This window comes from Pontibacillus sp. ALD_SL1, assembly GCF_017355605.1.
Genome location: NZ_CP062974.1, coordinates 113069 through 125939 on the forward strand (window position 1 = coordinate 113069; position 12871 = coordinate 125939).

Annotated in this window: 10 protein-coding genes and 1 other annotated feature; all 10 genes read left to right on the top strand. The window is 40.9% G+C overall.

The window, feature by feature from the left end; genetic code table 11:
* The first annotated feature begins 1 nt into the window (after window position 1).
* Window positions 2-2437 carry an ATP-dependent protease ATP-binding subunit ClpC gene (clpC, locus tag IMZ31_RS00590; protein WP_207528814.1) on the top strand — a complete coding sequence of 812 codons (2436 nt, stop codon included), beginning with the start codon at window positions 2-4 and terminating at the stop codon, window positions 2435-2437.
* 273 nt (window positions 2438-2710) lie between these two features.
* Window positions 2711-4093, top strand: a complete 1383-nt coding sequence (gene radA / locus IMZ31_RS00595; RefSeq protein WP_188655941.1) for a DNA repair protein RadA — start codon at window positions 2711-2713, stop codon at window positions 4091-4093.
* Window positions 4094-5167: a DNA integrity scanning diadenylate cyclase DisA gene (gene disA, locus IMZ31_RS00600; protein WP_207528815.1), complete on the top strand. Its 1074-nt coding sequence runs from the start codon at window positions 4094-4096 to the stop codon at window positions 5165-5167.
* 162 nt (window positions 5168-5329) lie between these two features.
* Window positions 5330-6445 carry a PIN/TRAM domain-containing protein gene (locus IMZ31_RS00605; RefSeq protein WP_207528816.1) on the top strand — a complete coding sequence of 372 codons (1116 nt, stop codon included), beginning with the start codon at window positions 5330-5332 and terminating at the stop codon, window positions 6443-6445.
* A gap of 102 nt (window positions 6446-6547) precedes the next feature.
* Window positions 6548-7741 carry a bifunctional 2-C-methyl-D-erythritol 4-phosphate cytidylyltransferase/2-C-methyl-D-erythritol 2,4-cyclodiphosphate synthase gene (locus IMZ31_RS00610; RefSeq protein ID WP_207528817.1) on the top strand — a complete coding sequence of 398 codons (1194 nt, stop codon included), beginning with the start codon at window positions 6548-6550 and terminating at the stop codon, window positions 7739-7741.
* 96 nt (window positions 7742-7837) lie between these two features.
* Window positions 7838-9307, top strand: a complete 1470-nt coding sequence (gene gltX / locus IMZ31_RS00615) for a glutamate--tRNA ligase (RefSeq protein ID WP_207528818.1) — start codon at window positions 7838-7840, stop codon at window positions 9305-9307.
* Between the two features lie 43 nt (window positions 9308-9350).
* Window positions 9351-9569: a binding site (T-box leader), on the top strand.
* Window positions 9570-9662: 93 nt separating this feature from the next.
* Window positions 9663-10334, top strand: coding sequence for a serine O-acetyltransferase (gene cysE, locus IMZ31_RS00620; protein ID WP_207528819.1), 672 nt, complete (start codon window positions 9663-9665; stop codon window positions 10332-10334).
* On the top strand, window positions 10315-11715 hold the full coding sequence (gene cysS, locus IMZ31_RS00625; protein WP_207528820.1) for a cysteine--tRNA ligase: 1401 nt from the start codon (window positions 10315-10317) through the stop codon (window positions 11713-11715). The genes cysE and cysS overlap by 20 nt, the downstream gene beginning before the upstream one ends.
* Window position 11716: 1 nt before the next feature.
* Window positions 11717-12130 carry a Mini-ribonuclease 3 gene (locus IMZ31_RS00630; RefSeq protein WP_207528821.1) on the top strand — a complete coding sequence of 138 codons (414 nt, stop codon included), beginning with the start codon at window positions 11717-11719 and terminating at the stop codon, window positions 12128-12130.
* The gene (gene rlmB, locus IMZ31_RS00635) at window positions 12127-12870 is read left to right on the top strand and encodes a 23S rRNA (guanosine(2251)-2'-O)-methyltransferase RlmB (protein WP_207528822.1); all 744 of its coding nucleotides are present in this window, start codon (window positions 12127-12129) and stop codon (window positions 12868-12870) included. The genes IMZ31_RS00630 and rlmB overlap by 4 nt, the downstream gene beginning before the upstream one ends.
* Window position 12871: the final 1 nt, after the last annotated feature.

Below are 12871 nucleotides of genomic sequence, written 5' to 3' on the forward strand. Positions count from 1 at the left end.
GATGATGTTTGGGCGTTTTACTGAAAGAGCACAGAAAGTATTAGCATTAGCTCAAGAAGAAGCCGTACGACTTGGTCATAATAATATTGGAACAGAACATATTCTTCTTGGTTTAGTTCGTGAGGGAGAAGGAATTGCAGCAAAAGCGCTAGGAGCTTTAGGTCTGGCAGCCGATAAAATCCAAGAAGAAGTGGAACAGTTAATTGGAACAGGAGATAAGGTATCGCAAACGATTCACTATACTCCTAGGGCTAAAAAGGTTATAGAATTATCAATGGATGAAGCACGAAAATTAGGTCATTCATACGTAGGTACTGAACACATTCTACTTGGTCTAATTAGAGAAGGAGAAGGCGTTGCTGCACGTGTACTAAACAACTTAGGTGTTAGTCTTAACAAAGCACGTCAGCAAGTTCTGCAGTTGCTTGGAAGCAATGAATCTACTTCTAATGGTCAGGGTGGTAGCCGACAGTCTGCTAGTGCTAATACTCCGACCCTTGATTCACTTGCACGAGACTTAACAACCGTGGCGAAAGAAGGAAACATTGACCCGGTAATTGGTCGTGGCAAAGAAATTGAGCGTGTCATTCAAGTACTGAGCCGACGTACAAAAAACAACCCTGTTCTTATTGGTGAACCAGGTGTAGGTAAGACTGCAATTGCAGAGGGGTTAGCTCAGCAAATCATCAACAATGAAGTTCCGGAAATCTTACGTGATAAGCGAGTTATGACACTTGATATGGGAACGGTAGTTGCAGGAACAAAATACCGCGGTGAATTTGAAGATCGCCTGAAAAAAGTAATGGAAGAGATTCGCCAAGCAGGCAATATTATTCTATTTATTGATGAACTTCATACACTAATCGGAGCTGGTGGTGCAGAAGGCGCGATCGACGCTTCTAATATCTTGAAACCATCTCTAGCTCGAGGAGACTTGCAGTGTATCGGTGCGACAACTTTAGAAGAGTATCGTAAGTACATCGAAAAAGATGCCGCGTTAGAGCGACGTTTCCAACCAATTCAAGTTGATGAACCAAATTTAGAAGAATCTGAGCAGATCCTAGAAGGACTTCGTGATCGATATGAAGCTCACCACCGCGTGACGATCACTGACGAAGCGATTAAAGCAGCTGTTAAGTTCTCAGATCGTTATATTCAGGATCGTTTCTTACCGGATAAAGCGATTGATCTTATTGATGAAGCAGCTTCGAAAGTACGCTTACGTTCTTACACAGCTCCACCAAACTTGAAAGAACTTGAGCAAAAATTAGAAGAAGTTCGTAAAGAGAAAGACGCAGCCGTACAAAGTCAAGAATTCGAGAAAGCCGCTTCTTTACGTGATAATGAACAGAAACTGCGAGAAGAGTTAGATAAGACTAAAGATGAGTGGAAAGAAAAGCAAGGACAAGAAAACTCTGAGGTAACAGTTGAGGACATTGCATCTGTTGTATCTATCTGGACCGGAGTGCCTGTTTCAAAGCTTGCTAAAGACGAGACTGAGCGTCTTCTAAACATGGAAGATGTCTTGCATAACCGGGTTATCGGCCAGTCAGAAGCTGTTAAGTCTATTTCCAAAGCCATTCGACGTGCTCGCGCAGGGTTGAAGGATCCAAAACGTCCAATTGGTTCATTTATCTTCTTAGGGCCAACTGGTGTTGGTAAAACAGAATTAGCTCGAGCAGTAGCTGAGTCTATGTTTGGTGAAGAAGATGCTATGATTCGTATCGATATGTCTGAATACATGGAGAAACACTCTACTTCTCGTCTAGTTGGTTCACCTCCTGGGTATGTAGGGTACGAAGAGGGTGGACAATTAACGGAAAAAGTTCGCCAAAAGCCTTATTCTGTTATCCTGTTAGATGAGATTGAGAAAGCTCATCCAGATGTCTTCAACACCCTTTTACAGGTTCTTGAAGACGGACGGTTAACGGACTCTAAAGGCCGTACAGTAGACTTCCGTAATACAGTTATCATTATGACTTCAAACGTTGGAGCAACTGAACTGAAGACGAACAAATATGCAGGCTTTACAATGGGAGATGCAAGTCAGGATTATAAAGATATGAAATCCAAGGTTATGGAAGAAATGAAACGTGCTTTCAGACCTGAGTTCTTAAACCGTATAGATGAGATCGTTGTCTTCCATTCTCTTGAGAAGGAACACATGAAGGAAATTGTTACTCTAATGGTAGATCAGCTCCAGAAACGTCTTACTGAATTAGATGTAGATTTCACCCTTACAGATAAGGCTCTTGATAAAATCGCGGATGAAGGATTCGATCCTGAATATGGTGCCCGTCCATTACGCCGCTCTCTTCAGAAGAACGTTGAAGATCTTCTATCAGAAGAGCTATTAAGAGAGAACATTGCGACAGGACAGAATGTTATTATCGATGTCGATCATAACGGCGAATTTACTGTTTCGACACAATCGTAATTCAAAACGATAGATCATAAATAAATAATCATTTAAAATCGGAAGGTGAGAGCCTTCCGATTTTTTTAGTATATGGTTTTGAACCTGACGGATATGATGAATGTTGATTTTTTGGATAAAGAAGAAAGTTAGTGAAGAATAATATATATAAGTAAGGGTATTAGGTAAAATACGTAATCGTATTGTAAAAACATTGTAACTGATAATTTAATAAAACGTATGAGATAATAAGGAGAGTACTATACTCTTCTTTGATATAAGGGAGAGATCTGTTTGGCGAAACAAAAGTCAAAGTTTGTATGTCAGGAATGTGGGTATGAAACCGCTAAGTGGATGGGGAAATGTCCAAGTTGCCATCAATGGAATACACTTGTTGAGGAACGAGTGGCATCGAAATCTACTGGAAGGCATACATTTGTAACAAGTGATGCACAAACTAGCAAGAAACCAGAAAAAATAACAGCAATCGAAACAAAAGAAGAGCCTCGAATAAAAACAGGTATGCCAGAAGTGAATCGGGTGTTAGGTGGTGGCATTGTGCCAGGCTCCCTCGTCTTAATTGGCGGTGATCCTGGAATAGGGAAATCAACCTTGTTGTTACAGGTGTCGTCTCAACTTGCCCATACAAAGGATGTAAGTGTACTTTATATATCAGGTGAGGAATCGACAAGACAAACGAAATTAAGAGCTGACCGTCTAGGTGTACTTTCTGATGATCTTTATGTTCTAGCTGAAACGAATATGATGGATGTTGCTCATCATATTGATCAGATTCAACCTTCCTTCGTTGTTATTGATTCCATACAAACAATTTATAAAGAAGAAGTGAATTCAGCGCCTGGCAGTGTTTCGCAAGTTCGTGAATGTACTAGTGAGCTAATGCGCATTGCTAAGAACAAAGGGATTCCAATCTTTATCGTTGGACACGTCACGAAAGAAGGGTCAATTGCAGGTCCAAGGTTATTAGAACATATGGTTGATGCTGTACTTTATTTTGAAGGGGAGCGACACCATACATTCCGGATTCTTCGAAGCGTGAAGAACCGATTTGGAAGTACACATGAAATGGGTATTTTCGAGATGAAGGAAGAAGGGCTAAGGGAAGTAGCGAACCCTTCTGAAATATTCTTAGAAGAACGGTCTCAAGGAGCAGCTGGGTCTACAGTTGTTGCTTCTATGGAGGGGACTCGCCCTGTATTGGTTGAGATTCAGTCACTCATATCTCCGACGAGTTATGGAAATCCGAGAAGGATGGCTACAGGTTTAGATCATAATCGAGTGCCACTACTAATGGCTGTTTTAGAGAAGCGTGTAGGCTTACTATTACAGAATCAAGATGCATATGTGAAAGTAGCAGGTGGAGTGAAACTTGATGAACCAGCTATTGACCTTGCGGTGGCTGTAAGCATTGCCTCAAGCTTTCAAGATCGTCCATCTAAGCCTGATGATGTCTTGGTTGGAGAAGTAGGGCTGACAGGAGAGATTCGACGTGTTGCCCGTATTGAACAACGTGTACAAGAAGCGGCTAAGTTAGGGTTTAAACGCGCAATCGTTCCAAAGAAAAATCTAAGCGGTTGGACTCTCCCTGACGACATCGAGATTATTGGAGTTAACTCAGTTCAAGAAGCTTTAAAAGCTACGTTGGGAGGCGCTTAGATGGAATGGGTTGAAGGAAGAGAATCCATGATTGGAGACATATTAAAATTTGTAGCCCCAGGTACGCCCTTGCGGGAAGGAATAGATAATGTTCTTCGTGCCAACACAGGGGGGCTTATTGTTCTGGGGTATAATGATAAAGTGCAACAACTTGTAGATGGCGGCTTTCATATTCAGTCATCGTTTACGCCTGCACATCTGTATGAACTGGCGAAAATGGATGGAGCACTTATCTTAAATGAGAAGGCTTCAGAAATACTCTTTGCTAATGCGCAGTTAATTCCTGACCCATCCATATCTTCTACAGAAACAGGAATGCGACATAGAACTGCAGAACGTGTTGCTAAACAAACAGGCGAGCTTGTGATTGCTATCTCTCAAAGGCGAAATGTCATTACGCTATATAAAAGTAATTTAAAGTACTCCTTAAAAGATATAGGAGTTATTCTCACAAAGGCAAACCAAGCTATGCAAACTTTGGAGAAATACAAAAATGTTTTGGATCAGGGCGTGACGAACCTAGGTGCTTTGGAATTTGAAGAAATGGTTACATTTTCAGAGGTATTGCAAGTGATTCACCGCATAGAAATGGTTCTGCGCATAAAAAACGAAATTCTGGGATATGTAAATGAATTAGGTACCGAAGGGCGCTTGATTCAGTTACAGCTAACAGAACTTGTATCTAATATTGAGAATGAAGCACGTCTGTTGCTAAAGGATTATAGTAAGTACGGAGATTATGAACCCCATTATATTTTAAAGAAACTTCAAGAAGTTACCAACACAGAACTAATGGAAGATGCGAAGATTTTGAAACTGCTTGGATATCCTTCCAATACAAAGGTAGATGATCCAGTGACCCCTAGAGGATATAGGATTTTGGATAAAATACCTCGTTTACCTTTCTTAATTGTCGAATCGATGGTAGAGGAGTTTGGAACGTTAAACGATGTCGTGAAGGCTTCCGCAAAGGAACTAGTTAAAGTAGATGGTATCGGTGAGGTTAGGGCTGGCAAGATCAAAGAAGGGCTAAATCGCATCCAAGAGCAATTGTTTATAGATCGACATATTTAATCACACAATTGACACGTTTGGTTATGTCTGCTAAGATGTAACGTTCATTTAATTGACTATATTTGTAAGGTGTGATACGGTTTCGACTATATGAGTGGATTTTATTCTTTTATTATATTTTTTAGAAAACTTGGTAATACTGCATGTTAGGAGGTGACCGTGGTGCTTAAGAAAGTGGTCCAATTATTTATTGTTATCGCAGGTGGTACCATAGGATTTTTGTTTATACCGGACCTGATTGTCGGTCTGTCAGATGTGCCGCAAGAATCCTGGATGGCCAATGAGTACATCGGGATGGTGCTAGGAGCCATAATATTATATTTATTAACATTTTGGTTTGTCGATTATATCGTCAATTTCTTCATGTGGGTGGAAGAAACGCTTGTCAAAGTTCCTGTGGCAGATCTGTTGTTTGGAAGTTTAGGTCTTATTGTAGGGTTAATCGTAGCATTCTTGGTTAACATTCCTCTTCAGGATAACCCTATATTAGTAGTATCGCAGGTGTTGCCGATTTTCCTAACGGTTATTTTAGGTTATTTAGGGTTCCAAGTAGGTTTTAAACGACGCGACGAATTCATTAATCTACTTTCATTAGCCAACAAGAAGGAAAAAGAAAAAGACCGCAAGAAAGAAAATGGTCAGTATGATGATGAAGAGTCAGATTTTGCTCCTAAGACAAAGATCTTAGACACAAGTGTTATTATCGATGGCCGAATCGCTGATATTTGCCAAACTCATTTTCTTGAGGGGACGATTTTAATTCCACAGTTCGTCTTAGAAGAATTACAGCATATTGCGGATTCATCAGATGTGCTGAAGCGGAATAGAGGGCGCCGAGGCTTGGATGTTCTTAACCGAATGCAGAAGGAACTTCCGGTAAATGTGGAAATATACGAAGGCGATATTGAAGATGTTCAGGAAGTGGATAGTAAACTCGTTAAGCTAGCGAAACTCATTAACGGAATAGTCGTTACCAACGACTTTAACTTAAATAAAGTTTGCGAGTTTCAAAATGTTCAAGTTCTGAATATCAATGACTTAGCTAATGCCGTTAAGCCAGTTGTGTTACCTGGTGAAGAACTTACGGTTCAAGTTATTAAGGACGGAAAAGAACAGAATCAAGGTGTTGCGTACCTTGATGACGGAACAATGATTGTAGTGGAAGAAGGTAAAGATTATATTGGTCGTACTATTGAAGTTCTTGTTACAAGTGTACTCCAGACTTCTGCAGGACGAATGATTTTTGCCAAGCCTAAACTACTTGAAAAAGCCTTGTAAGTAGAGTATAAACAAAATAGGGTTTCTCAAAAGTGATAACAGCGATGTTATCGCTTTTGTTTTGTTTAAAACATTTATTATTACACATTTAGGATGGGATCTATGAGTTCGTATCAAGTTATAATACTAGCTGCTGGCCAGGGAAAGCGAATGAAGGCGGGGCTAAATAAACAGTTTTTATCTATAGACGAAAAACCGCTTCTCATTCATACAATTGAAGCTTTTATGCAAGATGATTCATGCGAACAACGAATTGTAGTTATTAACCCAGATGAACGTACACAGATAGAAAGTTTATTAGAAAGGTTTGGCTATTCAAATCAAATTACACTAATTGATGGAGGACAAGAGCGCCAAGATAGTGTGTACGCGGGTCTGCAGGCTATTAATAGCGACTCTATCGTTCTCATCCATGATGGAGCGAGACCTTTTGTTACGAGGAAATCGATACGTGAGTTGGTAGAAGAGGCCAGTGAGCACGGGGCGGCTCTCTTGGCTGTACCGGTAACAGATACGATTAAACAATATCAATCTGGTAGCCTCAAAACGTTAAAACGAGATGAGCTCTGGGCGGCTCAAACCCCCCAAGCTTTTCGTTATAACACAATTCTGGAAGCTCATGAGCATGCAAAAGATGATCATTACCTTGGGACAGATGATGCCTCTCTAGTTGAAAGGCTAGGGGGAAACGTAGGAGTTGTCCAAGGCAGCTATGATAACATTAAGCTTACGACGCCTGAAGATATAGAAAAGGCTGAAACGATTATTGATAAGCGTTCTGCCGAATTAGAAGCGAAGGAGGAAAAAGAAATGTTTCGTGTGGGGCAAGGATTTGATGTTCACCAATTAGTAGAAGGTAGACCTTGTATAATTGGGGGGATTGAGGTCCCTTATGAAAAAGGTCTGCTCGGCCATTCAGACGCCGATGTTTTACTTCATACGGTAGCAGATGCCTGTTTAGGAGCTATTGGAGAAGGTGATATTGGGAAGCACTTTCCGGATACAGATCCTGAATTTAAGGATGCTGATTCCGTGAAGTTGCTTGAACATGTATGGAGTATTGTTAAAGATAATGGATTTGAACTTGGGAATATAGATTGTACCATCATCGCACAGGCGCCAAAAATGTCACCTTATACCACAGCTATGCAATCCAACATTGCGCGCATACTAGATGCAGAAACGTCACAAGTTAACGTAAAAGCAACAACTACGGAAAAACTAGGTTTTCCTGGTCGTAAAGAAGGGGTAGCTGCACAAGCAACAGTTTTACTTACACGCTCAAAATCGCTATAATGAGCAAAGTAAATATCAAAATTCGTTTATCAAGCACGTGCTTGAGATGATAAAATGAAAGTAGACTATCATTCGGTAGAAAGAAGGGAATTAACCATGACAAATGAAATTCGCGTGCGTTATGCGCCTAGTCCGACAGGTCATTTACATATCGGTAATGCGCGTACAGCACTTTTCAATTATTTATATGCACGCCACCTTGGTGGTAAATTTATTATTCGTATTGAGGATACGGATGAGAAGCGTAACGTTGCTGGTGGAGAACAGAGCCAGATGGAATACTTGAAATGGTTAGGAATTGACTGGGATGAGAGCGTTGATGTCGGTGGAGACTACGGGCCTTATCGACAAATGGAACGTTTAGACTTATACCAGAAATACATTGATGAACTATTGGACAAGGACCTTGCATATAAATGTTATGTGACAGAAGAAGAATTAGAAGCAGAGCGTGAAGCACAGCGCGCTCGTGGCGAGGTACCGAAGTATTCAGGTGCGCATCGTGACCTGACAGAAGAGCAGATCAAACAGTTTGAAGCTGAAGGTCGTCAGCCGAGTATTCGTATTAGAGTTCCAGAAGGGGTCACTTATAAATTCAATGACCTTGTTCGTGGAGAGATTACGTTTGAATCAAGCGACTTTGGTGATTGGGTTATTGCGAAGAAAAATGGAACGCCAACGTATAATTTTGCAGTGGCTGTGGATGATTATCTTATGAAGATTACGGATGTCTTACGTGGTGAAGAGCATATTTCCAATACGCCAAAACAAATGATGGTTTATGATGCTCTTGGTTGGGAAGCACCTCGCTTTGGTCACATGGCTCTAATCTTAAATGAACAACGCAAGAAGCTAAGTAAACGTGATGAGCATATTCTTCAGTTTATTGGTCAGTATGAGAAATTAGGCTACCTACCTGAAGCTTTATTCAATTTCATTACATTACTTGGTTGGTCTCCGGTAGGGGAAGAAGAGATCTTTACTGATGAACAACTTATAGAAATCTTTGATCCTTCTCGTTTATCGTCTTCACCAGCAGTATTCGATCCACAGAAGTTAAAATGGATTAACAACCAATACATTAAAGCATCAAGTTTAGACCGTATTGTAGACCTTGCACTTCCTCACCTTGTTGAAGCGGGACGTCTTTCTAAAGACATGAGTGAAGATCAACGTGCCTGGGCACGCGAGCTAGTTTCCTTATATCAAGAACAGTTAAACTATGCAGCTGAGATTGTGGAGCTGACAGAACTATTCTTCAAAGAGGAAATTGATTATGATGAAGAAGCTATGGCTGTCTTAAAAGAAGAGCAAGTGCCAGAAGTACTTGAAACCTATAGTGCCAAACTTGATGAATTAGAAGCTTTTGAGCCAGATGCTATTAAAAAGGCAGTTAAAGCTGTTCAAAAAGAAACGGGTCATAAAGGGAAGAAGCTCTTCATGCCAATTCGTGTGGCGACAACTGGTCAGACTCATGGACCTGAGCTACCGAACGCCATCCACTTACTTGGGAAAGAGACAGTTCAGAAGCGTTTAAAAAATGCTGTAGAGCAGCTTCAAGCATAGAAGTTCACATTTTCCCTGAAATATAATATATTAGCATTAATAACCTAGAACGTTGAAGAGGAGAAGTAAAGGGATCGCTCCTTTCTTGCAGAGACAATCACCTAGGCTGAAAGTGGTTGAAGGAGCTCTTTTGAAATGCACCTCTGAGTCTCTTGTTGAATTGTAGTAAACAAGAGCGGTACTCTCCCGTTATGAGAGGCGAGTTGGAGATAAGTACGTTTTATCTCAAACAGAGTGGAACCGCGCATGAAGCGTCTCTGTGTTTTATAAGCACAGAGGCGCTTTTTTTCTGTCTCGCATAAGGGTTTACCGCCTACTCACCTTTTTCTCAAGATGATGTAATGGAGGGATAAGAATGGGGCTTTTCCAAATGCTCAAGGAAGATGTTGATGTTGTATTTGATCAAGACCCGGCTGCTAGAAGTCGGTTTGAAGTAATCTTAACCTACTCGGGTTTACATGCGATATGGGGGCATCGCCTTGCACATGCCTGCTATATAAAAAAGTTTTTCTTTTTAGCAAGAGTCATCTCGCAACTAAGTCGGTTTTTCACAGGGATTGAAATCCATCCGGGTGCTACCATTGGTCGTCGGTTCTTTATTGATCACGGCATGGGTGTTGTCATTGGGGAAACGTGTGAAATCGGTGATAATGTGACCATATTCCAAGGCGTTACGTTAGGTGGAACGGGTAAAGAGAAGGGTAAACGTCACCCGACGCTCAAGGATCATGCCCTTGTAGCCACAGGAGCGAAAGTACTTGGATCCATTACGATTGGTGAGAACTCTAAAGTAGGGGCGGGATCTGTTGTGCTTAACGATGTACCTGATCACTCAACTGTCGTAGGAATCCCAGGAACCATTGTTATACGTAATGGGAAGAAAGTACGTAAAGACTTAGATCATCATAAAATGCCTGACCCAGTCGCTGATCGATTTAAAAAGATGGATGAAGAAATTACTCGCTTACAGAAACAAATAGAAGATATGAAACAAGGAGTGAACAATAATGGGGATTCAGATTTATAATACCCTTACACGTCAAAAAGAAGCGTTCAAACCAATTGAAGAAGGAAAGGTACGAATGTATGTTTGCGGTCCCACGGTTTACAACTACATTCATATAGGAAATGCTCGACCTGCTATTGTATTTGATACGGTTCGTAAGTACTTCCAGTATCAGAATTACGACGTACATTACGTTTTAAACTTTACAGATGTAGATGACAAGTTAATTAAAGCAGCTAACGAACTAGGTTCTGAAGTGCCGGAAATTGCAGAGCGTTTTATTGAAGCTTATAAAGAGGATGTAGGAGCATTTGGTGTGGAAGAAGCAGTAGATCATCCTCGTGTAACTGAAAACATGTCTGAAATCATTGAATTTATCAATACGTTAGTGGAGAAAGGTCATGCCTATGAATCAGGTGGAGATGTTTACTTCCGAACTAGATCATTTGACTCTTACGGTAAACTATCTCAGCAATCCATTGATGAGCTCAGAACAGGAGCACGTATTGAAGTAGGTGAGAAGAAAGAAGATCCGCTTGATTTCACTCTATGGAAAACAACGAAGGATGGCGAAATTGCTTGGGAAAGCCCTTGGGGAGAAGGGCGACCAGGTTGGCATATAGAGTGTTCTGCTATGGCAAAGAAATACTTGGGAGATACGATTGACATCCACGCAGGGGGGCAAGACTTAACATTCCCTCACCACGAAAATGAAATTGCTCAATCTGAGGCATTGAACGAAAAACAATTTGCAAACTACTGGATGCACAACGGATATATCAAGATTGAGAACGAGAAAATGTCTAAATCTCTAGGTAACTTTGTGCTTGTGCATGATATCATTAAGCACCACGATCCTCAGGTTATTCGTTTCTTTATGCTAAGTGTTCATTACCGTCATCCAATCAACTTTAGTGAAGCATTACTTGAAGGAGCTAAGAACAGCTTAGACCGTATAAAGAATGCTTATGAGAATTTAGAGCATCGTAAACAATCTACTACTAATCAAACAGAAGATGATGAACAGTGGATCCAAAAAGTAGAAGCGTACAAGAACACATTCATTGAAGAAATGGATGATGATTTCAATACAGCTAACGCAATTTCTGTACTATTTGATCTTACGAAAGATGCAAACGTATATTTACAGTCCCCTCACACATCCGAGCATGTTATATCTTCATTCCAACAAACATTGTCTGAACTAGCTGAAGTGTTAGGAATTCGTGTAGCTGGAGAAGATGAGTTGCTTGATGAAGAAATTGACGCGCTAATTCAAGAGCGTATTGATGCAAGAAAGAATCGTAATTTCCAAAGAGCTGATGAAATAAGGGATGACTTAAAAGAACGCGGCATCATTTTAGAGGATACACCTCAAGGTACACGCTGGAAGAGAGGTTAATATGAATCATCAAGAAATCGACGTCAGGCAAATGAAGAGTCTAACCCTCGCGTACATGGGTGATGTTGTATATGAGCAATTTGTCAGAGAGCATTTAATTCGGAGCGGAAGTGTGAAGCCGCAGCAATTGCACCAAGCTGCGGTACGCTTTGTCTCCGCTAAATCACAGGCAGCTGTCATTCGTTATTGGCTGGAAGAACAGCTGTTAACAGAAGCGGAAGAAGGAATTGCGAGAAGGGGACGGAACGCTAAGAGTGGTTCAACTCCTAAGAACACAGATGTACAAACCTACCGTTACAGTACAGCTTTTGAAGCCCTTTTAGGTTATCTGTACTTCATGCAACAAAGGGACCGACTATTCGAGTTGGTTGACCTTGCCATACAATACGTAGAAGAAAGGAGCGCGACATCATGAAAGAAGAATGGATTATAGGGAAAAATGCCGTATCAGAAGCATTAAAATCAGGGCGTTCGATCAATAAAGTAATGGTCTCTGATCAGCTTCAGCATAAAGCGACTCAAACCCTCCAAAAGATCGCTAAAGAAAACGGAGTTCAAGTTCAAAAGGTACCTAAGAAAAAAATTGATCAATTAGTAGATGGTAGCCATCAGGGTGTTATAGCTTCAGTAGCGGCATATAGCTACAGTGAGATAGACGATTTGTTTGATCATGCGCACCGAAAAGGGGAGGCCCCTTTCTTCTTAATTCTAGATGAAATAGAGGACCCTCATAATTTAGGGTCTATCCTTCGAACAGCAGACGCTGCGGGTGTACATGGAATCATCATTCCAAAGAGACGTTCCGTAGGATTAACAGCTACTGTAGCAAAAACATCTACAGGAGCAATTGAATACATTCCGGTCGTACGAGTGACGAATTTAGCACGCACAATTGAAGATTTGAAGAAAGAACACGTATGGGTGGTAGGAACAGATGCTAAAGGAGAAGAGGACTACCGACAACTAAAAGGGGACATGCCGATTGCACTTGTCATCGGTAGTGAAGGAAAAGGGATTAGCCGTTTAGTAAAAGAAAAATGCGACTGGTCTGTTCGATTACCAATGGTTGGACAGGTCACATCTCTTAATGCTTCCGTTTCGGCTAGTTTGCTTATGTATGAAATACACAGAAAGCGCCACCCATTGGGTGAGTAGT